This window comes from Erythrobacter sp. JB1-7 (assembly GCF_057365015.1).
In genome coordinates, this window is record NZ_CP200291.1 from 1,939,073 (window position 1) to 1,962,738 (window position 23,666).

Here is a 23,666-nt window from a genome sequence, read left to right on the forward strand (position 1 = left end):
GCGGGCATGGTGCCCACCCCGCTGCGGGTAAGCGCGCCTTCGGCTTGCTAAGTCTCGCTCCCCTCCCGCCTGCGGGAGGGGCTGGGGGAGGGAGATTATGCGGCACTCGCCTTCGTCACTTGCCGTCCATCATCAGCGAATGCCGCGAGGTCATACCCTTCATCCGAACGGCGCATCACCAGATGCAGCGGCTCATCAGCGATGGCGGGCGAAACCCCGCGAAATTCGAATGTGCGAAGGGCGTTCTCGCCCAGCTTGCTCGCGGCCAATTGCAGCAGCAGCGATGCGGTAAGCGGGCCGTGGACGACCAGCCCGCGATACCGCTCAACGTCCTGCGTATAAGGCGCATCGTAATGGATGCGGTGCGTGTTGAATGTGAGCGCGGAATAGCGAAACAGCAGGCGCGCATCGGGGGTGATCGCGCGGTGCGTGTCCCAGTCTGCTGGATCAAACTTGTCTTTGCCCAAAGGAGGCGGGCTAAGCGGCGCATCAGGCGCGGCGGCATCGCGGTAGACGAGCGTTTGCGTTTCCAGCACAGAGAGCGTCCCATTGGCGCGGGTTTCATGATCGACATTGACGAAAGCGAGCTTGCCCGATCCGCCCTCTTTTTCCGCGATGGAGGCAATGCGGCTGGTGCGCTCAATCACCGCGCCGCTGGTGAGAGGCGCGCGAAAAGTAACCTTGGATGAGGCCCACATGCGGCGCGACATGGGAAATGGAGGCAGAAAGCTATCGGCGCTGTCATCGCGCGCAGGATGGCCATCTTCGCCCAGCGCGCTTGTGAGTGCATCGGGCGTGCACAGCGCGAAATGAATGCCCTGGGGCAGCGGATTGGACGGGGGCAAATCAAAAGTGAAGAGCCACCGCGCCGCCAGCCCTTCATCGAGCCGGTCGCTGCGCCGTTCCTCGCGCCCGATCCACGCATCAAAACTCACGTCTTGGTCCTCATTTGGCTCGCTCAAACACCGCTGCAATGCCCTGGCCCCCGCCAATGCACATCGTCTCAAGCCCGTATTGGACGCCGCGCCGGTGCATTTCATGCGCCATATCGGCCAATATCCGCCCACCGGTCGCGCCGATGGGATGGCCCAGCGATATGCCCGAACCGTTCACATTGAGGATGTCGCGGCGGCTGTCATCCGCGCTCCAGCCCCAGCCTTTCAGCACAGCCAGAACCTGCGGGGCGAAGGCTTCATTGACTTCGATCATGCCGATATCATCCCAGCTGTAACCGCGCCGTTCAAACAGGCGCTCGGTTGCAGGGACAGGACCAATGCCCATGCGCGAGGGGTCGCAGCCTGCCGCTGCCCAGCCTCCAAACCAGAGCATGGGTTTAAGGCCGAGCTCTTCGAGCTTGTCTTCCGCCACCACCAGACAGGCAGCCGCCGCATCGTTTTGCTGGCTGGCATTGCCCGCAGTGACGATGGCCTGCGCATCGCGCCTCCCATCGATGGGGCGCAGTTTGGCAAGGCTTTCGGCGGTGGCATCGGCGCGGTAGCCTTCGTCGTGATCGAAGGTGACAGGGTCGCCGCGCCTTTGGGGGACATCAACCGGTACCAATTGCTCGGCAAATTTGCCGTCTTTCCAAGCCGCCGCCGCATTCTGGTGAGAGCGCACTGCAAACGCATCCGCTTCTCCGCGGGTAATCTCGTAATCCTTGGCGAGGTTTTCTGCCGTTTCGATCATGCCCGTGATCACACCAAAACGCTCAATCGGCTGGCTCATCAATCGCCCGCGCGACAGCCGGTCATGCAGAGTGATATCGCCCATCCGCGCCCCGCCGCGGCCCTGCAAGGTGTAGTGTTCAACATTCGACATGCTCTCGCACCCGCCAGCGACCACCACATCGGCCATGCCGGTTTCCACCATCATCGCCGCATTGGCGACCGCTTGCAGGCCCGATCCGCAGCGGCGATCGAGCTGATAACCCGGCACTTCCAAAGGCAACCCTGCGGCGAGCCACGACCAATGCCCGATCGCGGGAGCCTCTGCATTGCCGTATCCCTGGCTGAAGACGACATCGTCGACCCGTTCAGGATCAATCCCGCTGCGCTCCACCAGCGCTTTCAGGATGATCGCGCCCAATTCGCCTGCATTAAGGCTGGACAAGCCGCCCAGGAATTTCCCCACTGGCGTTCGAAGGGGCGATACGATGGCTGCGCGTCTGGTCATTTATCGGTCCTTATCTGAAAGCGCGACGGTGCCCGCATCCACCAGTTTGCCTATCGCACCTGATGACAGCCCCAGCCTTGTCGCCAGAACCTCTTCGGAATGCTGGCCAAGGTAAGGCGCGGGCGCGGGATCGCCGGCAGAGTGTGCAGGCAGGTTCGCAAATGAACGCGGCGCGGGATATTCAAAGCCTGACGGGTTGTTTGTGGTTTGGGCAAACATGGGATTGTCCCCGACAAGCGCCGGATCATTCGCCGCCTCATGCGCGGTGCGGTATTTTTCAAAAGTGCAAGCGGACGCTTTCATCCGCGCCTCCAGCGCTTTGTAATCATGGCTGCCCGCGACCCGCTGGAAGATGTCAAACAAGGCCTCACGGTGTTTGAAGCGCGGATCATCGCCATCGGCGAATTTTGCGCCCGTTTCGGCTTCCAATTGGCCGATGGGGGTGGCGACACCGAACGCCTCGACGAGGCCTGCCCATTGCTTGCCCGTCAATGCTGCGACCATAAAGCGCACGCCATCTTTTGAGCGGAAATCGCGCCCAAACGCGCCCCAGATTGCATTGCCCAGCCGTTGCCGGTCGCTGCCACGATAGAGCATTTCGGCATACATGCCGGCATTGGCCGCTGTGCCAATTGCGACATCGCCAAGGGGCACGCGCACTTCGCTGCCTTCGCCTGTCGCATCGCGGTGGCGAAGCGCCGCCATCAGCGCAAAAGCGCAATAGGCGCCGGTGATGAAATCCCATGCGGGCAGCACTTGGTTGACGGGAGGTGCGGCGGCCATGTCCCAATCATCCGGCCCGGTCATCAGCGGATATCCGCTGGCCGCATTGACAGTGAAATCCATCGCCTGCCTGCCATCGTGCCAGCCCAGAATGCGCACCGATGTCATATCGGGCGCGCCCTCAGATTGGGCGGCCTTCATCGCGGCGTGGCTCATAAAGCTCTTTTCAGGCAGGTTGGTGATGCACTGACCGGTCTTTGCCGCCAGCTCCACACACAATTCGCGCCCTTCGCCAGATCGCAGATCAAGCGCGACCGATTTCTTGGCGCGGTTGAGATTTTCCCAAGAAAGCGAACGCCCCTCTTTGGTCAGCATATACCGGTCATAATCAAGCCCGCCCGCCTTGTGATCGACGCGGATAACTTCGGCTCCCATCTGCGCGCAGTACAGGCCTGCGGTGGGGGAAGCGACGAAGCTGGAAACCTCGATGATCGAGAGGTCGGATAGAAGTTTATACATTTTTGTCCTTGCTCATGTTCGCTTCGCTCACGTGCCGCAGCCACCCGCTCCCTGCTTTTGGGAGAGGAAGGAGTCCGGGGGACTGCTTCCCCGGAAGGCCTTCCACCCGGATTATCACACCGGGTTACGATCCGGGTGGAAGGGTGGAGGGAGCGGGTGGCCACGGCACCCAGAACAAAATCGCGGGCGGCTAGGTCATAAGCGTCAGCGGATATTACCCATTCAAACTCTCCCACTCCCTCAGCATATGTTTGGCAATCTGGAGCTGGAGGATTTGGGTGGTGCCTTCGTAAATGCGGTAAATGCGCGCATCGCGGTAAAAGCGTTCGGCATCGTATTCCGCGAGGTATCCCGCGCCGCCATAGATCTGCACGACCCTGTCGACCACGCGCCCGCACATTTCTGAGGCAAAGACTTTGAACGCGGCGGCTTTGCCGATCACATTTTCGCCCCGGTCGGCGCGCGCTGTCACATCGCGCATCATGCATTCTGCGGCGTAAATCTCGGTTTCGCTGTCGGCCAGCATGGCCTGGATCAGCTGAAAACGGGCAATGGGCTCGCCAAAGGCCTGCCTTTCATTGGCGTATCGCAGCGCGGAATCGAGCGCGCGGCGCGCATAAGCAGTGGCAGAAGCTCCCACCGAAATGCGCCCATTATCAAGGCTCTGCATGGCAAAACGAAAGCCCTTGCCGGTTTCCCCGCCCAGCAAAGCTTCGCCCGGCACTTTCACATCATCGAGCATAATGTCCGAGATATGCGCGCCCTGCTGGCCCATTTTCTTGTCCGGTGATCCGGTGGAGACACCCGGCGTGTCCATCGGCACCAGAAACGCGCTGACATGGGCGTTCTTGGGCAGGTTTTCTTTTTCGGTGCGCGCCATAATCAGCGCGACTTTCGCATGCGGTGCGTTGGTGATGTAGCGTTTGGTGCCGTTCAAAATCCAGCCATTGCCATCAGGATCGGGCACGGCGGTTGTGGCAAGCCCGGCCGAATCGCTGCCTGAACCCGGCTCTGTCAGGCCAAAACAGGCAATGTCGCCTTCGACGAGCCTGGGATACCAATGCGCTTGTTGTTCGGGCGTGGCCCCGTTTTTAAGCGCGCTCGCAAACATGCCGATATTGATCGAGAAGATGGAGCGAAATGCAGGCGCGGCATAGCTCATAATGTTCACCACGCGCGCATATTGGCTGGTGTTAAGCCCTGCGCCGCCGTGATCTTCGGGCACGGAAATGCCAAACAATCCCATATCGCGCATTTCCTGCACAATGTCGGCGGGCACTTCATCCTTGTCGATCACATCAGGCTCAGCCGGGATCAGCCGTTCTTTGACATAACGCTCCAGCTGCTCGGCAAACTGCTCAAAGCTTTCTTGGTCCATGCCGGTGTTGAACTGGTTCGAGTGCGCGGGCGCGACATTCATACAGGAAGGCTTTCATAATGGCGCGGCGGGACCGCGGGGGCATAATGGCGCGGCGAGGCCGCGGGGGGTGGACCACTTTATGGGCCATGAGGCAGGCCGGGGTCGCCTGTTTATTGTGATCTGTTTTTCTGTTGTTACTCTGCCTCAGTTTCGCCCGCTTCATCCGCGCCGGGCGGCGCAATCGCATCGATGGGCGCAGGCGTTTCGTCAAGCATAGCGGCGGCATCATCAAGCGCCGCCGCCTCGCCCTCGCTCACGGCGCCAGCGGGCGCATCGCTATCTGCCGAACACGCGGCAAGCGCTGCGGCGAGCAGCACCGCAGGTAGGGCATGCCTTCCTGCCGCGCTTTTCGATGCGATCACCTGTTTAGTCGCCAAGGTCGTCCGCCGTATCGATCAGCGCATCGATATCGCTCGCGGCTTCAGCGGCTTCGGCTGCCTCTGCGGCTTCTGCCGCTTCGATTGCATCCAGCGCGCTTTGCGCATCAGCTGCAACAGATGCGCCTTGTTCAGCCGCCTCGGTCGCCACTTCTTCGGTGACAGCGGGCGGGCCTTCGATCTCTTCAGAGGGTGTTGCCGCCGCCGCGCTGGCATCTTCAACGGGCACTTCGGTGACATCTTCGAGCGCCTCTTCGGCAGGCGCTTCGACTGTTTCAGCTCCCGCATCATCAGAGGCATTGTCGCTGCCGCTGCACGCTGCAAGCGCGATGCTGGCGCCAAGGGCTGCTATAAGAGTGGTGGATTTTTTCATCAGGTGGTTCCTCCTTGCGATCCCAAATCACATTTCTGCAGGCACAATAGCCCGGCTCGTGCCCCCTCGCCAAGCGCAATTCGCAGTAAAGCGGGCCTGTCCCGCGCTGGGCCGAGTTAACCGTTAACACACATGGGCTGATTTGTGTGCTAAACCGTGTGTCATGAAACGTCGCACATTCTTCGCCGCAAGTGGCACCGCTGCCGCTGCCATCGCTCTCGCTTCTGCAGGTTTTGCGCAGGGCGCTGCGGGCAGCTTTACCATCACCGAAACCGGGCAAAGCTTTTCCACTTTGCAAGCCGCCGTCGATGCGGTGGGAAATCGCACTGCCACAATCGCGATTGCGCCGGGCACCTATCGCCAATGCGCGGTGCAAAAAGCGGGCGTTATCACCTTTGCAGCGCAGGAATATGGCACCGCGATCTTTTCCGGCACAGCCTGCGAGGGCAAAGCGGCGCTGGTGCTGCGCGGCGAAGGGGCAGAGATACGCGGGCTGACCTTTACCGGGATCAGCGTGCGCGATGGCAATGGAGCAGGGATCAGGCTTGAGAAGAACAATCTCAACATCGCCTTCACCCGGTTCCTTGATAGCCAGCAGGGCATTTTGACAGCTAACGACCCTGAGGGGCGCATTTACATCACCCGCTCCACTTTCAGCCGGCTTGGCACTTGCGAAAATTCCGCCGGGTGCGCGCATTCGGTCTATGTCGGCAAATATGGATCGCTCACCATCACGCAAAGCCGGTTTGAGCGCGGCACGGGCGGCCACTACGTCAAATCGCGCGCGCCGAGCAATGCCATTGAAAACAATAGCTTTGACGATGCGCAGGGCCGCTCGACCAATTACATGATCGACCTGCCCAATGGCAGTGTGGGCACGATTGCGAACAATTGGTTCATTCAGGGCCGCGATAAAGAGAATTATTCGGCGCTGATCGCGCTGGGGGCCAAAGGCACGCAAAATTCATCCGACGGGCTGGCTATTGTGAACAACAATGCCCGCTTTGTCCCCGGCTTGCAGCGCAAGACCGCCTTTGTCGCGGATTGGACAGGGGAGCGGATTGTGATGGACAGCAACACGCTGGCCGCAGGGATTGAAATGTTTGACGCGCGCTGACTTTTAAGACGGACATCGACTTTAGAGAGTGTGGGGCATGCGTCAGTTATTGTTGATCATGATCGGTATATTAGGGTTTGTTGCAGGTTTCGGCCTAGAACCCGCATTAGCTGATAGCTGGGCACCTCCTTCAACTAAAACCTACACATCGCAGAACGGTCAATTTCGTTTCACAGTTGAGCCTGCGCCGATTGGCAGCTCGCTTGATTATTTTCGCGATGAAATCGAGGCTCTCGAGGAGGGCCGTGAAGTGGAGCGCCCTGCACCTCTCGGTATGCTAGAAAAGCGTCTGCCTAATGGTGAGTGGAGGCCCGTTTGGGCAAAGCCCCTTGCAAATGCGGTTGCGCCGGTAAGCGCAATCATGGCTGATGATGGCGCTTATGTAGTGACCTTCGACAATTGGCACTCGATTGGACGGGGCGAAAACGTAATCGTCATTTATGGCGCGGAAGGTGTGATGATCCGCTCAATGGCGCTGAGTGATGTCTTGGATGAAGTGCACATCGCAGCTTTGCCGAGATCAGTTAGTTCAACAAGCTGGAATGGTGGCACACGAATCTTAGCTGATGGTGTGACATTGGAATTGGATATCCTCATTCCCGAGCCCGATGTGCATCCGCGCAAGGGTGAGATCGTACCTTTGCAAATCGCGCTGGAGGATGGCTCTGTAGACGCCAAAACTGGCGCACTTTGGGAACGAGCGCTCGTATCTGCGGCGAATGTCAATCATTTGCGTGAAGTGGCGCAGCGCAAGCGGGAGGCTTTTTTCGAGAACCGTTAGTGGCACCTTCCACTTGTGATCGCCGCCCTTGGCATGACTATTTAAATGAGGCGTTTTTGCGATTGACGCCCGGCAATCCCTACTCCGATTTCACTTGGCGAACGGTTTTATTTCCGCGCGATCACGAGCGGTATGAGGAATCGGTAGGATGGCTTCGCGAGAGGTTGGAAGATGCGTGGAGCGAGCCCCGCAACGAAGCTTTTGCGTCGCCCTGCGATCCAGACGGTTTGATCCAAGCGGTACGCGTGATTGCAAAGGATGCAGAACGCAATGCGTGGACATATGCCTCCTTTTATGTCGCGGCTCCAGAAGGCACTTTTAATGAGATATCTCTTCTGCTGAAATCTACCGGTGCTAGAGTGATCTGGATTGATCCTTCGCGCGCTATCCCTCAACGACCGGAGCGTATCCTTGGAACGCCAGAGCAAGAGGCTGCGATTGAGGCTGAAAACAAAGATTTCATGCGACTTTTGGACGGCCTGTAGTTAGCCTCAGCCGAAACCGGGCGCATAGGTCACCACGCCGCTGGGCAGGTCGCCGTCCAAAAGCAGCGCCTGGAAATATTCCGCTGGCGGCCCGGGATAGGCGAGCCGGGGCTCATGGCGAAATCCGAAGCGGCTATAATAGTCGGGCGATCCCAATAGGATAATGCCTTTCGCCCCGCGCGCGCGCATATCGGCGATGGCGCGGGTTATCAGCGCGCCGCCAATCCCCTGGCCTTGCAGGTCCGGCCAGACCGATACCGGGCCAAGGGCGTACCAATTGTCGCGATCATTATCGGGCGGGCCGCCGCTTATGCGCACAGGCGATATCGCGATATGGCCAACAATGCGCGTGTCATCTTCTGCCACCAGCGACAGCGTCAAATCGCCATCTTCGCGCAGGCGATTGATGATGTGCGGCTCTGATCCATCGCTGAACAGCATGTCGCGAAAGGCGGCCTTTGTCAGGGCAAAGATCGTGTCTTCATCGCCCTTTGCCTCGGGCCGCAAAGTGATGGCGGTTTCGGGGCCGATCATGTGATGAGATGTCCTGAACGGTCGCGCTTGGTCGCGAGGTAATGGGCGTTATGCGGATTGTCAGGCAATTGATGCGGGACACGCTGCGTCACTGTGATGCCGGCTTTTGCCAAAGCGGTGACTTTGGCCGGGTTGTTCGTCAGCAGGCGAATTTTCTGCGCGCCGATCAGTTCGAGCATGCGCGCTGCCACGGGAAAATCGCGCGCTTCATCAGGCAGGCCGAGGCGCTGATTGGCATCGACCGTGTCAAACCCCTGATCCTGCAAACGGTAAGCGCGCAGCTTGTTGATAAGGCCGATCCCGCGCCCTTCCTGCCGCAGATACAGCAGCGCGCCCCATCCGCCATCTGCCGCCGCGTGTTCAGCCATGGCATGCAAAGCCGCGTTAAGCTGAGGGCCGCAATCGCATTTGAGCGAGCCCAGAATATCGCCTGTCAGACATTCAGAATGAAGCCGCACCAGCGGTTCGCGATCACCCGATTGTTCTCCCACAATCAGCGCGACATGTTCGCGCGTGTCATTGGTGGAGCGAAAGGCGATGATCTGCGCGTCTTCACTGGCCGAAACGGGCAGTTTGGCCCGCGTAATGATATTGAGCGCGCCCGCCTCAGTGTACGATGCAAGATCGCTTGCTTCGAGAAAATGCGCCTCGCCCGCATTGCCGGGATTGACCAGAAAGGCAGGCAGAATGCCCGCAATGCGCGCCAATTCCATCGCGGCGTTTGCGGTATCCTCCCAGCTGATCCGTTCAGCGGCAAAGGGGCCTTTTAACGGATTGCCTAGATCAAGCGCGGGATCAGCGATTGGCAAAGCGGCGCGCATGTCAAAATGTTCGCCCCCGCGGATGAGAACAGGCGCGTGCGGGCTGGCGGCCTCGCGCTGATTGGCGAGTTTCAAAGTGGCCGCGCGCGCGGCGGATATCAGCATTTGCGGCGCTGTCGCCTGCGCAGCTATCGCGGTTTCCACCGGGAGCAGAACCGGCCCGCTGCCAAAGGCAAGCGGCCAGCCGTGGCGCAAGGCATCCACCGCCTGCGCCGCGCGGCGGGCCGGGGATGGGTCTTGGCTCAAATATCGAACTCGGTTGTGAGCGGAATATGATCAGATGGTTTTTCCCAGCTGCGCGCGTCTTCGTATATGTCATGGCGCACGGCTTTGGCTGCCAGATCGCTGCTGGCCCACATATGATCGAGCCTGCGCCCGCGATCATTCTTGCGCCAATCGGGCGAGCGATAGGACCACCAGCTGAAATAGCGTTCGGGATCGCGCACATATTCGCGCCCGATATCGACCCAGCCATGCGCGTTTTTGAACCGCTGCAACGTGTCCACTTCAAGCGGCGTGTGGCTGACGACTTTGAGCAATTGCTTGTGGCTCCACACATCGCTTTCCAAGGGGGCAATGTTGAAATCCCCGACGATCAAAGTGGGACGATCCAGCGCCTGGGCCCACTGTGTCATCCGCTCTAAAAAATCGAGCTTCTGGCCAAATTTCGCATTCTGATCGCGGTCCGGAATATCGCCGCCAGCGGGCACATAGACGTTTTCTATCGCCATATCCTTGCCGACAATTTCAACCCCGACATGGCGCGCTTCGCCATTGGCCTGCCAGTCATACCGCGATATTTCGCGGATCGGCACGCGGCTGATGGTGGCGACCCCGTGATAGCCCTTTTGCCCGCAGATCGCCTGATATTCATACCCCGCATCGGCCAGCGCTTTCGCCGGGAATTGCTCCTCCTGACATTTTATCTCTTGCAGGCAGAGAATGTCGGGTGATTTTTCATCGAGGAATTTGAGCACCTGTGGAAGGCGCAGGCGGACAGAATTGATATTCCAGGTGGTAACAGAAATCATGCCGCAATGCTTAGGACGCAGCAGCCCGCCAATCAAACCAAACCTTTCGCTTTCCCGTCACATTCGCGTCCGATAGGCAGATTTGATGCCGCGCGCACCCACCTTCGCGCAAAAGCCATTGGAGACCGCCATGAAACACCTCGTCCCCCTCAGCCTTGCGGCATGCACCGTCTTTTTGGGCGCTTGTTCGGCCGCTGACAATCAACGGATCGCCAGTGCATCTACGACTGCATCTGCGGTTGAAGCGCAGGCGGAAAAGCCGAAAACTGCGAAAAATGTGATCCTGTTTATCGGCGATGGCATGGGCATTTCGACCATCACAGCCGCGCGTATCTATGCGGGGCAAAAACAGGGGCGCACAGGCGAAGAAACGGTTTTGAGCTTTGAGACATTTGACAATGTCGCTTTGGTCAAAACCTACAACACCAATGCACAAGTCCCCGATAGCGCGGGCACGGCCACCGCGATGCATTCCGGCAAGAAAACTCGTATCGGCGTGCTGGGCATCGGCCCTGATGCGGAGCGCGGGAATTGCGAAAGCGCGCTGGCAAATCCGCTGCCCTTGATGGGCGAAGAAGCGACTCGGCGCGGGCTGGCACTGGGCATCGTTTCCACCGCGCGGATCACGCATGCGACCCCTGCCAGCGTCTATGCCCGCAGCGCTGATCGCAATTGGGAAGCCGATGCGGCGATCCCCGAAGATGAGCGCGGCAAAGGGTGCAAGGATATCGCGGCCCAGCTGATTGAGGCGGATTGGGACGTGGCCCTTGGCGGGGGGCTCGGCGCGTTTTACGGCGGCGGCGCGGATGATACAGGCCGCCGGTTGGACGCGGATGCCAATCTGCCTGCACGGTGGGCGCAGCGCACCGGCGGCACTTTTGTGCGCAGCGCAGAGGCATTGAAAAATGCCCCGAAGGATAAACCCGTCTTCGGCCTCTTTTCGCCCAGCCATATGACTTATACCGCTGACCGCGCGAAAGGCAAAGGCGAGGGCGAGCCGTCGCTCACCGAGATGACGCGCCAGGCCATTGCGCGGCTCAAAACCGATCCCGATGGGTTTTACCTGATGGTGGAATCAGGCCGGATCGATCATGCGCACCATATGGGCCAGGCGGGTTATGCGCTGGAAGATACGGTCGAATTTGCGCGCGCGATCCAATATGCGATTGACAACACTGATCCGGCTGAAACGCTGATTATGGTGACCGCCGATCACAGCCACGTTTTCACCATTTCGGGCTATCCGCGGCGCGGCAATGATATTCTGGGGCTGGTCGTGCCGCCATCGGGCGATATCTCCAACACCGAAGAACCCACCAAGGCGCGCGATGGAAAGCCATACACAACGCTTGGCTATGCCAATGGGCCGGGCGCAGTGGAACACGATCATGACAAAGGCCGCCCCGTGCCCGATACCGGTATTGATGCGCGTCAGCAGGCGCTGATCCCGCTATCGAGCGAAACCCATGCGGGCGAGGATGTGGCGCTGTATGCACAGGGGCCGGGCGCTGACAAAGCGCGCGGCGTGATTGAGCAGAACGTGATTTACGACATCATCACGGGCGCATTCGGCTGGGAGGACTAGAGCGCGCCGCTGCCTGCAAATCGGCGCCATTCGCAGGCCAGCACAATCCGAGCGGGCGGGCGAAGCGCAACAAAAAACCCCCAAAAAAACAAAAAAACCCCTGTCTCGGGGGCGATGAGACAGGGGCTTCCTTGTTAGCGTTCGTCACGCTTGTTCAAGACGGTCTTTCACGAAGGATAGGGCAACAGGGGGGAAACCCACCTTCAACCGGCTTGAGCACTCAAAATAGGCAAATGCAGCTTTCGTGTATATGAATATCGCGCGAGGTTTGTCGCAAAGCTACAACCGCTGAGAGGCGAAGCGTTCAGCGCGGTCGACGAGAGGATCGGCGCGGATCGCGGAACTTAAAAGTGCTTTCAGCAACCGACATACCATAGCGGTGATTCGAAAGGCTGACGCGGGTCCGGTAATTCTGCGCATCCAGCGCCACCCACTGCGCAAGCTGCAATCCGCCCGGCGCTTTTGGATTGCGCACGAAAATCAGATTGATGACGCCAAATTCAGGCTTTTTGGGATCGCGCACTTCGATGCTGATGACGCGGCTGTCATTGGTGGGGATCAAAGTGCCGTATTTCTTCACATCGCGCGCCGGATCAAGCAACGCGCCCAGCGGCGAGTTTTTGATCGGCCAGCGCTGCACCTGGCGCACTTCGTAATCGACCATATACAGCGATTTGCCGTTCGAGACGACCAGCAGATCAGCGTTCTTGCCGTAATCAAAGCGGATTTTGCCGGGCCGTTTCAGCGTCATCACGCCGCGCACATTCTGGCCGCGTTGATCGGACTGGATAAAATCTGCGCGCATCGTCGAAATGCCGCGCAATGCGGTGACCGCTTTATCAAGATCGCCGGAGGATTGCGCGATCGCAGCCGGCGCGAGGGTAACAGGACTTTGCCCCGGCTGACCGAGGGTGAAGCCCAGCGCGATAGCGCCTAGGGTGCCAGCCAGCATTGCTGCTGTGCGCCCTGTTTTGCGGGCGGTTTTGCGAAAGATATGTCTCATAGCCATAGCCCTGTCGCTAATGTGAAAGCGTTGAACTGAGGCTGAATTGAAGCAAGCGCAAGCGTTAAGTCGCGCCATTACGCGTTCACGTCCGCGCTGCGGCGATCACTTGATCTTGGCTTCTTTGAATTCGACGTGCTTTTTCGCGACCGGGTCATATTTGCGGAACACCATCTTTTCGGTGATGTTGCGCGGGTTTTTCTTGGTCACGTAATAAAAGCCCGTGCCCTCGGTCGAGACGAGCTTGATCTTGACGGTTGCGGGCTTCGCCATGGCGGTTTCCTAAGATCGGGTGGCGGCCATTGATGGCCTGAAACAAACGAGCGGCGCGTGCCCAAACGGGAAGCGCCGCCTTACAAAGGCGGGCCATTGGGTGATTCTGGGGTAAAAGTCAAGCGAACACGGCCCCTTTGGCTCACCAATCTTTGGCGCTGGGCTTGCTGCGGTTCGCCTTTACCGCGCCGCGCGCCTTTTTGGTTTTGAGCCGCTGGGTTTTGCCCACTCGGTTGATTCGCGTCTTGGCGCGCCGTTTGGGCTGGCGGTGGGCCGCCTCCAGCAGCTCTTCCAGCTTTGCGCGCGCGGCCTGACGGTTGGCTTCCTGAGTGCGGTGCTGGCGCGCTGTGATGAGCAGATCGCCTGCGGTGGTCAGCTTTGATCCGGCGAGTTCGCGCAGTCTTGCAAAAACGGGCGGGGGCAGGCGCAGCGCGTAAATATTGACGCGCAGCTGCACTTCGGTGGCGACTTTGTTGGCGTTCTGCCCGCCGGGGCCAGATCCTGCGAGAAACGTCTCCTGCGCCAGAGCATGGGCGCGGTCTAAAAGGTTATTGTCCATCGTCCGGACCAGAGGCGGGTTCGGCAGCGGGAGCGCTTGCGGGATCAGCTGCGGGCGCGAGTTCGGGTGCGACTTCAGGCGCAAGTTCAGGCGCAAGATCAGGGGCTGCGGGCGCGGTTAATCCTGCGCGCACGAAATCTTCGTGAAACGGCGCAAAGGCGGTGATCGCAGGCTTGCCCGCGCGTTCAACCGTGATCGTTTCAGCATGCAGCATCGTGCGCGGTGCGCCTTTGTTTTGTCCGCGCACCGGGCCATAAACGGGATCACCCAGCAAAGGCGCGCCAAGGCCCTGCAAGGCATGAACCCGCAATTGGTGCGTGCGGCCCGTTTCGGGACGGAACCGGATGAGCGAGCGTTTACGCTCCCCTTCGCCGATCACTTGGAGCAGCTCCCAATGCGATATCGCAGCTTTGCCCTTTTTGGCCGCAATCATCCGCCAGCCTTTTTCTGCCGAGCTGATTTTGGACAGCGCCAGCTCAATCGTGCCCGATTGCTGAGCCGGTTCCATATCGAGCACTGCCAGATAGGTTTTGCCCACCAGCCGATCCTCAAACGCTTTGTTGAACCGTTTGAGAGATTTGGGATTGCGCGCCAATAACAGGCAGCCGCTGGTATCGGTATCGAGCCGGTGGACAGCGGTGGGGCGGCGCTGAAAACCCAGTTTGAGGGCGTCCAGATGATCGTCCAGACATTCCCCGCCGCGCCGGGGGCGATCAACCGGAAGGCCTGCTGGCTTATCAATCACCAGCGCTTCGCCGTCTTCGAACAGGATGGGTATCGTCATATCAGTGCTGCCTTTGAAAGGCCGCGCAGAGCGTTGCCGATGAGAAATCCATTTGCCAGATCATCCAGCGTCAATTCGGCCTCCTGCGCGCGGCCCTGCGCGATCAAATCTTCGCGCAAAATGCCGGGCAGCAGCCCCAATGCGGCAGGAGGGGTCAGCAATTTGCTATCCCGCTCTACAAAGATATTGGTGAAAGTTCCCTCTGTCACCAAGCCATCGGCGCGCACCAGAACCGCCTCTTTTGCGCCATATGTGCGGGCCGCTTTCAAAGCGTCCTCGTAAAATCCGCGATCCGATGTTTTGTGCGCAAGGCGCCAATCGCTGGGCGCGACCGGGTTTGGCAGGGCTGCCACAGGAACAGGCGCGTCAAAGGAAGTGGGCAAAGGCCCGGCCTCAAGCGCAATCGCGCCGCTGCGCGCGGTGAGCAGCCGCAATTTTGCCGGGCTTTCCAGTTCAAAACACAAAGCCTGAATTTGATTGCGCGCGCTGTGGGAATCAAATTCAAACCCCAATTGCGCCGCGCTGCGTTTCATCCGGGCAAGATGCAGATCGAGATGCGCTATCCCCGTTTCCGGTTCAAACCGCATGGTTTCGATCAAATCGCATTGCGGCGCGGGAAAATCTGCCCCCATGCGCCGCGCAAAGCCCGCTTTCACTTCGCATTCGCGGCGTTCATCATGCGCATCGCTATCCGCCACAATCGCAGATCCGACCCCCAGCACTGCGGTGCCGGTTTCGTTTTCGACAGGGGTTAGCCGCAGCGTTCTTATCGCGACATTGAACGCGGCATCGCCGTCTGCGCTGATCCGGCCAATCGCCCCGCAATAGGCCCCGCGCGCATCGCGTTCGGCAGTGTCAATAAGCTCCATACTGCGAATTTTGGGCGCGCCCGTGATCGAACCGCACGGAAACAAGGCGCGCACCAGATCGGCTGCGCTGCATCCGGGTGCCAAAACCGCGCGCACGGTGGAGACCATTTGGTGCACCGTGGGATAGCTCTCAATCGCGAAAGGGGCATCCACCGCAACGCTGCCCGGCACCGCGACGCGCGACAGGTCATTGCGCATCAGGTCCACGATCATCAGGTTTTCCGCGCGGTCCTTGGCTGAGCTGGCAAGCTCCTCAGCCATAGCTATATCTGCCTGCGGGTCCGCCATGCGCGGGCGCGTGCCTTTCATCGGTTTGACCTTGGCGTTTTGTCCGTCCAGCGCCGCGAACAGCTCTGGCGAAAAACTCAGCAGCCAGTGCGCGCCATCAAACAGCATGCCGCCATAACCCGCGCTGGCGGATGCGCGCAGATCGGCATACAGGCCAACCGGATCGCCTTTGTAAGAGCCTGCAAGCGGATAGGTCAGATTGGCCTGATAGATATCGCCTGCGTGAATGGCGCTGCGCAGTGTTTCAAACGCGGCCGCATATCCGCCGGGCGACAATTGCGGATCAAGCGGACCGATAGAGGCCGCGCCGCATCGGCGCTGCGCCAGCCAATCAGGCACCTTGTCAGCGGGAATGCGCACAGGGTCATCTTCAAACAGGCCAAGCCACACAAGCGGCCCCGCCGCCCCGGTGCGCGCATCTGCCAAAGCGTGCAATTTCGGCTCAAGCGCAAGGCCCGCTTCATACGCGATATAGCCTGCCAGATGTCCGCCACCGGCCGCGCCAGCGCGGGCCGCATCAAGCGCGCCGGTCACATCGGCAGCGCGGTGCGCGGTGAAAACCCGCGCGGGCGCTTCGTATAACAGGGCATCGGCAGCGCCTTCGCCGCGCGCATCATCAAGCAGCACGAACGGCGCATTAGAGAGTGTATCTGGCAGTCCCGAACCCATGCATTCTGCCTTAGCGGATGCTGCGTCCAAGTCGAGAGCTTGACCGCTCCGCTTCGGCTCTTCACTAACCTTACCCGAACACGATTGAGGAATTTGGGCGGTTATGAGCGATATCTTTCTGGGCCTTGGCGGCAATGGCGAAAATCAAAATCTGGCCTTGTCGCGCGCGAACCGGCACGGCCTGATTGCAGGGGCGACGGGCACGGGCAAAACGGTCACCCTTCAAGGTCTTGCTGAAAGCTTTTCTGCGCAAGGCGTGCCGGTGTTTGTGGCCGATGTGAAAGGCGATCTGTCCGGCATTGCGATGCCGGGAAGCCCCAAGTTCAAACATGCCGACAAGCTGGAAGCGCGGGCCAAGGAATTGGCCATGGAGGATTACGAATACTCTGATAATCCAGTGATTTTCTGGGATCTGTTCGGCAAACAGGGCCATCCCATCCGCACCACGATATCCGAAATGGGGCCGCTATTATTGGCGCGCCTGCTTGATCTCAACAATACGCAGGAAGGTGTGCTGCAGATTGTGTTCAAGCATGCCGATGAAAACGGCCTGCTGCTGCTCGATTTCGGCGATCTTACCAGCCTGCTGCAATGGGCCTATGAAAATTCCAAAGAGCTTTCGGGTGTCTATGGCAATGTTTCCAAGCAATCGGTTGGCGCGATCCAGCGGCAATTGCTCAGTTTCGAAAGCCAGGGCGCGGATTTCTTCTTTGGCGAACCAGCTCTGGAAATTGACGACTTTTTGCAAGTTGATGATACGGGCCGCGGATATGTGAATGTGCTGGCCGCTGATGAGCTGATGCGCTCGCCCAAACTGTATGCGACATTCCTGCTGTGGCTGCTGGCTGAATTGTTCGAAAGCCTGCCCGAAGTCGGCGACCCGGAAAAACCCAGCCTCGTTTTCTTTTTCGATGAAGCGCATCTGCTGTTTGATGATGCACCCAAAGCTTTGCAGGACAAGATTGAGCAGGTCGTGCGCCTGATCCGGTCGAAAGGCGTGGGCGTGTATTTCGTGACGCAAAACCCGATCGACATTCCCGAAGAGGTGGCCGGCCAATTGGGCAACCGCGTCCAGCACGCTTTGCGCGCGTTCACCAAACGCGATCAGCGCGCAATCAAGGCGGCAGCAGAAACGTTCCGCATCAACGAGGATCTCGACACCGAAGAAGTCATCACTGAGCTGAAAGTGGGCGAGGCGCTGGTCTCAACGCTTGATGAAGAAGGTGCGCCGACAATCGTGCAGCGCACTTTGATCAAACCGCCGCGTTCGCGCCTTGGCCCGGTGACAGCCAAGGAACGCGCGATCATTCAGTCGATCAGCCCGTTCGAAGGCAAATATGATGAAGCGGTGGACCGCGAAAGCGCAGAAGAAGTGCTCGCCGCCAAAACCGCCGATGCCGCTGAAACCGCGAAAGAGGTCGCCGACAAGGGCGAAGAAGAAGTGCGCAAACGCCCGCGCAAGACGAAATCAATGTGGGAAAAGGCTCTGGGACGCGGCACAAAGGTTGCCGCAGGCGGCATGGCGGGCGCAGCAGCGGCGGCAGTTTTGGGCAAGAAATCGCGCGCCAATCCGGTCGCATCGGGCATCACATCGGCAGCAGGCTCCATCGCGACCGATCTGGCAGGGCCAATTGCCGGGCGGTTTGTGCGCAATCTGATCGGCGGGCTGATGCGGTGAGCGGCTAGGCCTGATCCGCCACGCCAAGCGTGTGGTTTTCATATGTCAGGCGCACGGGCATTTCAAAAGCGATAAGATCATCGCCGCCGCATGCGCGAAGCATCGCCTCGCACCGTGCGCGCCCATCCCCGGATAGCGAGCCAAGATAATCCAGCGCGCGCTGGAGCATCCACAGCCCAAAGGGAAGCGCTGCGCGCTCGCCGGTTACGCCTTCTATGGTGAAAGATGTCATGCCCAGTGCGCGGGGCAATTCGCCGCGCGGGTTCGCGCTTGCCCAATCCCCCAGCATCGCGGCGGTTTTCGCAAGATAGGGCAATTGTTCTGCCATCATCCGGCGCAGCACATTCATTACTGGACCCGGCACCGCGTCCTCTTCCAGAAAATCGCCGGATAGCGGCGTGGGCGCGATCATTCGCTCCACCCACCTGGCAACCTCCGGCGCAAGGCGGCGCATCATTTCGCCGCTTTTGGGATCGCGATAATTGTGCGCGTAAAGCGGGCCGATAAGGCCGTAATCGCCAATGCTTGGCCGGGTGCCAAACAGGAACGGGCGCTGCGCAAAATGGGTGTTGAGATCGCCCAGCAGCGTTTCGTAAGATCGCTCAATCGCAGGGATCGTGACAGGATTGATCCCCAGCATAGGGACAAACCCTTTGAACATCGCGCCGCGCGCTTTTCCGGCGGCATATTGTTCTTCCCGTGCAGCACCGGGCAGAGCGGTCTTGCCGAACTCTGCGTAAATCCATTCCTCATTATAATGCCAGCGGTAATGCATGGCCGGGATCACCAGCCATTCATCGCCAAAGGTTTCCAGCAGCAAAGCGGCAAGTTTCTGGCGGGCCGTCGCGGGGTAGACCGATGGCCCCGGCACAGCCGCTTCGAAATGGTCAATGATGAGGCTTGTATCTTGCAGCAAAGCGCCATCATCCAGCTCAACCACCGGGATTATCTGGCGGCCAATGGCGGGCACGATGTCTGATTGAAACCGCGCATCTGATGGCAGTTTTTCGGTGTAATCCACGCCTTTCCAATCGAGATAAGCGCGCGCTTTTCCGGAAAACAGCGACGGGGGCGCGCCGTAAAGTGTAACGCTCATACTTGTCTCTCCGACTTAAATAGGTGTGCAGGCTGCACGTTCTTTTGGCCGCACGGTCTTGATGTTCATACTTGATGTTCAAAGCGGCAGATGGAGTTCGGCGCGCAGGCCTGTCCGGTTACTCGCTCCGTTTGCATCGCTCTCATCGCTCAAATCGCTCAGATTGGATAACACCAATTTCCCGCCATGCTGATCCGCGATGGCGCGCGCCAGCGTCAGGCCCAGCCCTGTGCCGCCAGTTGCGCGGTTGCGCGATGCCTCGCCGCGCGCGAAAGGTTCGAGCATGGCGGCGATGTTTTCTTTCGGGATGCCCGGCCCGTAATCTTCGACGCGCAAAACCGCGTGCCCGTCTTCTTCGAACACAGTGACATCGGCCCGCTCACCATAACGCACCGCATTGGCGATCAGATTGCGCAGCGCGCGCTTTGCCCAGGTGACGTGCAGCGGGGCGACCAGGCGGGGTTGATCGGCGCCGGGATGATCGGCAATCGAAACCGGCTCGTCCAAATCTTCAAACTCCTCCACCACGCTGGTGGCAAGCGCGCTCACATCGGTGGCTTCTGGCGCAGGCGCGCCGTGCCCGATCCGCGCGAGCGATAAGATGTCATCGAGCGTTGCGGTGATATCCTCGATCGATTGCGCCATGCGGGTGCGCTGGCAATCATCGGGCACGCTTTCAATCCGCACCCTAAGCGCTGCCAGAGGCGTTTTGAGATCGTGCCCAATCGCGCCCAGCATCACGTCTTTTTCATCGAGCAAAGCGGCCACGCGGGCTTCCATGGCGTTGTGCGCCGCGATCAATCGGCGCGTGTCGGACGGTCCGGTTTCCGCCAATTTCACAGCGCGGTCAGGGTGAGCGGAAAAATCGCTCACGCGCCTCGTCAGCTGCGCCAAAGGCTGGGTGATCCGCCTGAGCACTGCGTATAACAGCGCCACCAGCACTGCAAAAATCACCAGCGTTTGAAACGCGATGACAAACGGACCTTGCCCAGAGCGTTTGGGCTCAGCCACGCGCACGGTCAGCCATCCGGGCGCATCTGCACGCTCTATCGCGGCAACAAGGATGCGGCGATTTTCCCAATCGGGCTGACGGGCGCTCAGACGCGGGCGGCGATCCATCATGCGCTGGACGAACGGATCGGCCCCCGCCAATCGCTGCGTTACGGCAATCTCGCCAACAGTGACGCCCTGCCCTTCGAGCACACCGCGCAAGGCGGTTTCATAATCGGTAAGACGCGGTTCGCCTGCAGATATTGCCAGCCTATTGCTGCGCTCCACTCGCATCGCGAAAGGCCGGCCAGGGGGCCTTGCACCGGGAGGAGGCGTTGGCCGCGCATCCGTGCCGCCTGCACGATCACGTCTGCCATCGCGGTTTCGCCCAGCTCGCCGGTCCTGCTGCTCGCTTGCTTCCTCGGTTCGCGCAAGTGCGCCGATCACCCGGAAAGCGAGCGAATTGACAAGCGCTGCATCGCGGCGCTGCTCGGATGCCTGATACAGCAGGACAGCCGAAATGATCTGCGCCGCCAGCAGCCCAATGGCGAGCACCGTCATCACCTGGCCCAAAAGGCTGGAGGGAAGGAGGCGTTTCACCGCAGCCAGCTCAGCCCCGATCCTCAGCCGGCGCGCGCGTCACGCTGGCGGCGAAGCGGTATCCCCCGCCGCGCACGGTCTGGATGAAATGCGGGTTGCGGCTGTCGGTCTCGATCTTGCGGCGCAGGCGGCTCACCTGATTATCGACCGCGCGGTCAAACAGATGCGCGGTGCGCCCCTGCACCCGGTCAAGCAGCATGTCGCGATCCAGCACGCTGCGCGGGCTATCAAGAAAGACGCGCAGCAGGCGAAATTCAGCCGTTGAAATGGGGACCGTGACACCGCTGGGATCGGTCAATTTGCGTTTCAGGGGATCAAGCTGCCAGCCTTCGAACAGGTAATGCCAATCCTCGGCCTCTTGCTGGGGTGATGGCGCGCGAGCGGCGCGGCGCAAAACCGTGCGGATGCGCGCGACCAGCTCGCGCGGCTCGAACGGTTTGGTGATGTAATCATCCGCGCCCAGTTCGAGCCCGACGATCCGGTCAGTTGCCTCTGCGCGCGCGGTCAAAAAGATGACGGGCAGTTTTTGGGTTTCGACCAGATGGCGGCAGAATGACAATCCATCTTCGCCCGGCATCATAATATCGAGCAGCACGATATCGGGCGTGTTGCCGGCCAGATGCGCGCGGGCCGCGGCGGCGCTTTCCATTTGGGTCACGGCAAAACCTTGCCCCGTAAGGTAATCGGCGAGCGGTTCGCGCAAGGTGGCTTCATCATCGACAAGCAGGACGCGGGTTTGGGCGGTTTCGGTCATAATCGGTCAGTGATTGGTGTGGGGCGCATGAGCTGGTGTCAGGTTTCATGGAAGGCGAGAGCGCTGCTGGCAAGGTTTGCCGGGTATGAGAAAAGGGTGATCCGGCCGCGCGGGGGAGAGATTCGCGGCCGGATCGGTTTGCCAATTATCTGGCGCGGTTATTGGGCGCTTTGACGATCGCTGGCCTCCTCACCGCGCCTATCACCCCGGCGCTCACCGCGCCTTTCGCCGCGCATATCTCCGCGCGCCTCGCGCTTTGCCATGCGCTCCTCGCGGGCGGCGGCGTGTTCTTCGGCTGTGACTGTGCCGGACTTGTCGGCATCAAGACGGGCAAAGCGGGCTTCGACAGAGGCATCGAATTCAGCGCGCGAAATCGCTTTATCGCCATTGGTGTCCGCGCGCGCCATCATGCGCATGGCGCGATCCCCGCGCCCGCCGCGCCGGCCTTTGCGTGCTTCGCCTTTGCCGCCGCGTTTGTCACCGCGAGCATCTTGTGCGGCCATCATTTCCGCTTCGCTGATCCCGCCAGAGCCGTCCTGATCGAGCCGGGCAAACCGGGCCGCGCGCCGTTCGGCATTGGTATCAGCGCGCTGCGCTTTGCGTGCCTCGCGGGCGGCCGTCATTTCTTCAAGGGTCAGTTCGCCATTGCCGTCGGTGTCAGCCGCGGCAAAGCGTTCTGAGCGTTTGGCTTTGCGGTCTTCCATATTGAGCACGCCATCATTGTTCGCGTCGAGCTTGGCAAAGCGCTCATCGCTGTGCGCTTTGGCCTCGGCCAGAGTGATCGCGCCGTCGCTGTTGCTATCGGCTTTCATGATGCCGCGATCGCCAGCTTGGTTAGCAGCGAGGGCAATAGCCCCGCCGCCCAGCATCAAGGCAGAAGCGGTGAGAGTTATTGTGAGTTTACGCATGGGGGTTCCTTACAGGTGTTCATGTTCATCAAAAGAGCTGCGGCAAAAAACGCAACCGGAAAGCGATCAGGCTTGGCGCCCAAAGGGGGAGGGCAGATCAGCCTTTGGATCGCAGGAGGGGAGCATTGCCAGAAGCGTTCTCACCGCAGCTCATGACAGATGGTCTACACGCGCTATGTCGCACAATTATGCCGCGCGCGGGCTATTGTGTCGCGGATTGTATCAGGCAGACAGCCGCGTTCAGGCGGGCGCAAGTATTGCGCAGGCGCGGGCGGGTAATGGGCGGCGCGCGGGCAGCTTCGTAGAGCGAAAGCGGGTCAGCGCGGGCGGTGCTGTGTGCCTTCGCCTGCGGTGATAAAGATCGCGGTCGCTTCGCTTTCAACATCAGCGGTGTGCCACACGCCGGGGGGATTGATCGCATATTCGCCAGATTTCAATGGCACCGAGGTGCGTGAACCGTCGGCGCTTTCCTGAATAAGCGTCATCGCGCCTGCTGTGCAGATCACAACTTCGCTGCCGGCAGGGTGCATTTCCCACACGTCCCAGTTTTCCGCGAAGGTGTATTGCGACACCAGCCGCCCTTCGGCCCCGTCATCGCCGTGGCGCGCGCCGTATCCTTCATACCAATCCATTCCGGTAAAAGGCGGCTGGGCAATGGCGGACGCGCCAAGGCCAAGATGCACGAAGCTATCGGCGAGTTTATGCGCGGTCATCCCGCGTCTCACTCAGCAGGAGGGACCATGCAGAACACGTTCAATTTGTTGCCATCGGGATCGCGGAAGTAGCCTGCGTAAAAGCCATCATCGCCGCGCGGTCCCGGCGCGCCTTCGTCGCTGCCGCCTTGGGCGATGGCGACGTCATAGACCTCTTTCACTTTATCAGGGTCTGCCACCATAAGAGCAGCCATCACGCCATTGCCGACGCTGGCGGGTTCATCATTGAACGGCTTTGTAGCGGCAATGCCCGCCGTGCCGTCTTCAAAACTGCCCCAGGCGATAAATTCGCCCTCTTCCATCATACGGCCATAGCCCATGGCGCCTGCAACAGCGTCGTAAAACGCAGCGGCGCGGGGCAAGTCATTGGTTCCCAAAGTAACATAGCCGATCATCGGTAATCCTCCCTGTGGTTTGCGACTCGCAATAAAGGAACATTACAGGAACATCAGCATGGGTGCAATTGTGTTATGGTTCAGAGCTCCCACCCGGCCCCTCCACCAATGAAACCTGTCAGGATTTGGTGGACGGGTGGGCAGGCGGG

25 protein-coding genes are annotated in these 23,666 nt (G+C 59.9%); 5 read left to right on the forward strand and 20 right to left on the reverse strand.

Features of this window, described 5'->3' with window-relative positions:
* Positions 1-95: 95 nt before the first annotated feature.
* The 6 genes from AC0V6W_RS09435 to AC0V6W_RS09460 all read right to left on the reverse strand — a co-directional run bounded on the left by AC0V6W_RS09435 (position 96) and on the right by AC0V6W_RS09460 (position 5,584).
* A complete protein-coding gene (locus tag AC0V6W_RS09435) occupies positions 96-935 on the reverse strand; it encodes an HTD2 family dehydratase (protein ID WP_486149378.1) in 840 nt (279 codons plus the stop codon).
* A gap of 10 nt (positions 936-945) precedes the next feature.
* Entirely contained in the window at positions 946-2,172 is a 1,227-nt protein-coding gene (locus AC0V6W_RS09440; RefSeq protein ID WP_486149380.1) for an acetyl-CoA C-acetyltransferase, read from the reverse strand.
* On the reverse strand, positions 2,173-3,414 hold the full coding sequence (locus AC0V6W_RS09445) for a CoA transferase (protein ID WP_486149382.1): 1,242 nt from the start codon (positions 3,412-3,414) through the stop codon (positions 2,173-2,175).
* 214 nt (positions 3,415-3,628) lie between these two features.
* On the reverse strand, positions 3,629-4,834 hold the full coding sequence (locus AC0V6W_RS09450) for an acyl-CoA dehydrogenase family protein (protein ID WP_486149384.1): 1,206 nt from the start codon (positions 4,832-4,834) through the stop codon (positions 3,629-3,631).
* A 134-nt stretch (positions 4,835-4,968) separates the two neighbouring features.
* On the reverse strand, positions 4,969-5,211 hold the full coding sequence (locus tag AC0V6W_RS09455; protein WP_486149386.1) for a hypothetical protein: 243 nt from the start codon (positions 5,209-5,211) through the stop codon (positions 4,969-4,971).
* Positions 5,201-5,584, reverse strand: a complete 384-nt coding sequence (locus tag AC0V6W_RS09460) for a hypothetical protein (protein WP_486149388.1) — start codon at positions 5,582-5,584, stop codon at positions 5,201-5,203. Before AC0V6W_RS09460 ends, AC0V6W_RS09455 begins: the two co-directional genes overlap by 11 nt.
* A gap of 163 nt (positions 5,585-5,747) precedes the next feature.
* Between AC0V6W_RS09460 and AC0V6W_RS09465 the strand changes: the two genes are divergently transcribed.
* The 3 genes from AC0V6W_RS09465 to AC0V6W_RS09475 are packed head-to-tail and all read left to right on the forward strand — an operon-like array spanning position 5,748 to position 7,967.
* Entirely contained in the window at positions 5,748-6,701 is a 954-nt protein-coding gene (locus AC0V6W_RS09465; protein WP_486149390.1) for a right-handed parallel beta-helix repeat-containing protein, read from the forward strand.
* 28 nt (positions 6,702-6,729) lie between these two features.
* Positions 6,730-7,482 (forward strand): hypothetical protein, encoded by a 753-nt coding sequence (locus tag AC0V6W_RS09470; RefSeq protein ID WP_486149392.1) that lies wholly within the window; start codon positions 6,730-6,732, stop codon positions 7,480-7,482.
* Positions 7,482-7,967 carry a hypothetical protein gene (locus AC0V6W_RS09475; protein ID WP_486149394.1) on the forward strand — a complete coding sequence of 162 codons (486 nt, stop codon included), beginning with the start codon at positions 7,482-7,484 and terminating at the stop codon, positions 7,965-7,967. The genes AC0V6W_RS09470 and AC0V6W_RS09475 overlap by 1 nt, the downstream gene beginning before the upstream one ends.
* 6 nt (positions 7,968-7,973) lie before the next feature.
* Here the strand turns inward: AC0V6W_RS09475 and AC0V6W_RS09480 are convergent, their stop codons facing one another.
* From AC0V6W_RS09480 to xth, 3 genes are read right to left on the reverse strand one after another with little or no spacing between them, the layout of a single operon-like run.
* Positions 7,974-8,501, reverse strand: a complete 528-nt coding sequence (locus AC0V6W_RS09480; protein ID WP_486149396.1) for a GNAT family N-acetyltransferase — start codon at positions 8,499-8,501, stop codon at positions 7,974-7,976.
* A complete protein-coding gene (gene ribA, locus AC0V6W_RS09485) occupies positions 8,498-9,568 on the reverse strand; it encodes a GTP cyclohydrolase II (RefSeq protein ID WP_486149398.1) in 1,071 nt (356 codons plus the stop codon). The genes AC0V6W_RS09480 and ribA overlap by 4 nt, the downstream gene beginning before the upstream one ends.
* Positions 9,565-10,353, reverse strand: coding sequence for an exodeoxyribonuclease III (gene xth / locus AC0V6W_RS09490; protein WP_486149400.1), 789 nt, complete (start codon positions 10,351-10,353; stop codon positions 9,565-9,567). The genes ribA and xth overlap by 4 nt, the downstream gene beginning before the upstream one ends.
* A gap of 130 nt (positions 10,354-10,483) precedes the next feature.
* On the opposite strand from xth, the gene AC0V6W_RS09495 reads away from it, so the two are divergent.
* Positions 10,484-11,938, forward strand: coding sequence for an alkaline phosphatase (locus AC0V6W_RS09495; RefSeq protein WP_486149402.1), 1,455 nt, complete (start codon positions 10,484-10,486; stop codon positions 11,936-11,938).
* A 304-nt stretch (positions 11,939-12,242) separates the two neighbouring features.
* On the opposite strand, the gene AC0V6W_RS09500 is transcribed toward AC0V6W_RS09495, so the two are convergent.
* The 5 genes from AC0V6W_RS09500 to pabB form a co-directional block, all read right to left on the reverse strand.
* The gene (locus AC0V6W_RS09500; protein WP_486149404.1) at positions 12,243-12,941 is read right to left on the reverse strand and encodes a LolA family protein; all 699 of its coding nucleotides are present in this window, start codon (positions 12,939-12,941) and stop codon (positions 12,243-12,245) included.
* A 105-nt stretch (positions 12,942-13,046) separates the two neighbouring features.
* A complete protein-coding gene (gene rpmG, locus AC0V6W_RS09505) occupies positions 13,047-13,214 on the reverse strand; it encodes a 50S ribosomal protein L33 (protein ID WP_007165948.1) in 168 nt (55 codons plus the stop codon).
* 142 nt (positions 13,215-13,356) lie between these two features.
* The gene (gene arfB, locus AC0V6W_RS09510; protein WP_486149406.1) at positions 13,357-13,773 is read right to left on the reverse strand and encodes an alternative ribosome rescue aminoacyl-tRNA hydrolase ArfB; all 417 of its coding nucleotides are present in this window, start codon (positions 13,771-13,773) and stop codon (positions 13,357-13,359) included.
* The gene (locus tag AC0V6W_RS09515) at positions 13,763-14,557 is read right to left on the reverse strand and encodes an RluA family pseudouridine synthase (RefSeq protein ID WP_486149408.1); all 795 of its coding nucleotides are present in this window, start codon (positions 14,555-14,557) and stop codon (positions 13,763-13,765) included. The genes arfB and AC0V6W_RS09515 overlap by 11 nt, the downstream gene beginning before the upstream one ends.
* Positions 14,554-16,383 carry an aminodeoxychorismate synthase component I gene (gene pabB, locus AC0V6W_RS09520; RefSeq protein ID WP_486149410.1) on the reverse strand — a complete coding sequence of 610 codons (1,830 nt, stop codon included), beginning with the start codon at positions 16,381-16,383 and terminating at the stop codon, positions 14,554-14,556. Before pabB ends, AC0V6W_RS09515 begins: the two co-directional genes overlap by 4 nt.
* A gap of 103 nt (positions 16,384-16,486) precedes the next feature.
* On the opposite strand from pabB, the gene AC0V6W_RS09525 reads away from it, so the two are divergent.
* Positions 16,487-18,061 (forward strand): helicase HerA-like domain-containing protein, encoded by a 1,575-nt coding sequence (locus tag AC0V6W_RS09525; protein WP_486149412.1) that lies wholly within the window; start codon positions 16,487-16,489, stop codon positions 18,059-18,061.
* A 4-nt stretch (positions 18,062-18,065) separates the two neighbouring features.
* On the opposite strand, the gene AC0V6W_RS09530 is transcribed toward AC0V6W_RS09525, so the two are convergent.
* From AC0V6W_RS09530 to AC0V6W_RS09555, 6 genes are all read right to left on the reverse strand, one after another.
* Positions 18,066-19,157, reverse strand: a complete 1,092-nt coding sequence (locus AC0V6W_RS09530) for a glutathione S-transferase family protein (RefSeq protein WP_486149414.1) — start codon at positions 19,155-19,157, stop codon at positions 18,066-18,068.
* A gap of 78 nt (positions 19,158-19,235) precedes the next feature.
* A complete protein-coding gene (locus AC0V6W_RS09535; RefSeq protein WP_486149416.1) occupies positions 19,236-20,747 on the reverse strand; it encodes a sensor histidine kinase in 1,512 nt (503 codons plus the stop codon).
* A 10-nt stretch (positions 20,748-20,757) separates the two neighbouring features.
* Positions 20,758-21,501 carry a response regulator gene (locus AC0V6W_RS09540; protein WP_486149418.1) on the reverse strand — a complete coding sequence of 248 codons (744 nt, stop codon included), beginning with the start codon at positions 21,499-21,501 and terminating at the stop codon, positions 20,758-20,760.
* 158 nt (positions 21,502-21,659) lie between these two features.
* The gene (locus AC0V6W_RS09545) at positions 21,660-22,409 is read right to left on the reverse strand and encodes an EF-hand domain-containing protein (protein ID WP_486149420.1); all 750 of its coding nucleotides are present in this window, start codon (positions 22,407-22,409) and stop codon (positions 21,660-21,662) included.
* A 317-nt stretch (positions 22,410-22,726) separates the two neighbouring features.
* Positions 22,727-23,122: a cupin gene (locus tag AC0V6W_RS09550; RefSeq protein ID WP_486149422.1), complete on the reverse strand. Its 396-nt coding sequence runs from the start codon at positions 23,120-23,122 to the stop codon at positions 22,727-22,729.
* Between the two features lie 8 nt (positions 23,123-23,130).
* Complete coding sequence (locus tag AC0V6W_RS09555) at positions 23,131-23,517, reverse strand: VOC family protein (protein WP_486149424.1); 387 nt, start codon at positions 23,515-23,517, stop codon at positions 23,131-23,133.
* Positions 23,518-23,666 lie beyond the last annotated feature (149 nt).

Bases quoted from the DNA above. Each gene is read 5' to 3' on its own strand.
- arfB (WP_486149406.1), bottom strand. From the start codon at position 13,773: ATGGACAATAACCTTTTAGACCGCGCCCATGCTCTGGCGCAGGAGACG.
- AC0V6W_RS09445 (WP_486149382.1), bottom strand. From the start codon at position 3,414: ATGTATAAACTTCTATCCGACCTCTCGATCATCGAGGTTTCCAGCTTC.
- AC0V6W_RS09495 (WP_486149402.1), top strand. From the start codon at position 10,484: ATGAAACACCTCGTCCCCCTCAGCCTTGCGGCATGCACCGTCTTTTTG.
- AC0V6W_RS09440 (WP_486149380.1), bottom strand. From the start codon at position 2,172: ATGACCAGACGCGCAGCCATCGTATCGCCCCTTCGAACGCCAGTGGGG.
- rpmG (WP_007165948.1), bottom strand. From the start codon at position 13,214: ATGGCGAAGCCCGCAACCGTCAAGATCAAGCTCGTCTCGACCGAGGGC.
- xth (WP_486149400.1), bottom strand. From the start codon at position 10,353: ATGATTTCTGTTACCACCTGGAATATCAATTCTGTCCGCCTGCGCCTT.
- AC0V6W_RS09540 (WP_486149418.1), bottom strand. From the start codon at position 21,501: ATGACCGAAACCGCCCAAACCCGCGTCCTGCTTGTCGATGATGAAGCC.
- AC0V6W_RS09460 (WP_486149388.1), bottom strand. From the start codon at position 5,584: ATGAAAAAATCCACCACTCTTATAGCAGCCCTTGGCGCCAGCATCGCG.
- AC0V6W_RS09465 (WP_486149390.1), top strand. From the start codon at position 5,748: ATGAAACGTCGCACATTCTTCGCCGCAAGTGGCACCGCTGCCGCTGCC.
- AC0V6W_RS09545 (WP_486149420.1), bottom strand. From the start codon at position 22,409: ATGCGTAAACTCACAATAACTCTCACCGCTTCTGCCTTGATGCTGGGC.
- AC0V6W_RS09530 (WP_486149414.1), bottom strand. From the start codon at position 19,157: ATGAGCGTTACACTTTACGGCGCGCCCCCGTCGCTGTTTTCCGGAAAA.
- AC0V6W_RS09550 (WP_486149422.1), bottom strand. From the start codon at position 23,122: ATGACCGCGCATAAACTCGCCGATAGCTTCGTGCATCTTGGCCTTGGC.
- AC0V6W_RS09450 (WP_486149384.1), bottom strand. From the start codon at position 4,834: ATGAATGTCGCGCCCGCGCACTCGAACCAGTTCAACACCGGCATGGAC.
- AC0V6W_RS09515 (WP_486149408.1), bottom strand. From the start codon at position 14,557: ATGACGATACCCATCCTGTTCGAAGACGGCGAAGCGCTGGTGATTGAT.
- AC0V6W_RS09525 (WP_486149412.1), top strand. From the start codon at position 16,487: ATGAGCGATATCTTTCTGGGCCTTGGCGGCAATGGCGAAAATCAAAAT.
- AC0V6W_RS09480 (WP_486149396.1), bottom strand. From the start codon at position 8,501: ATGATCGGCCCCGAAACCGCCATCACTTTGCGGCCCGAGGCAAAGGGC.
- pabB (WP_486149410.1), bottom strand. From the start codon at position 16,383: ATGGGTTCGGGACTGCCAGATACACTCTCTAATGCGCCGTTCGTGCTG.
- AC0V6W_RS09555 (WP_486149424.1), bottom strand. From the start codon at position 23,517: ATGATCGGCTATGTTACTTTGGGAACCAATGACTTGCCCCGCGCCGCT.
- AC0V6W_RS09500 (WP_486149404.1), bottom strand. From the start codon at position 12,941: ATGAGACATATCTTTCGCAAAACCGCCCGCAAAACAGGGCGCACAGCA.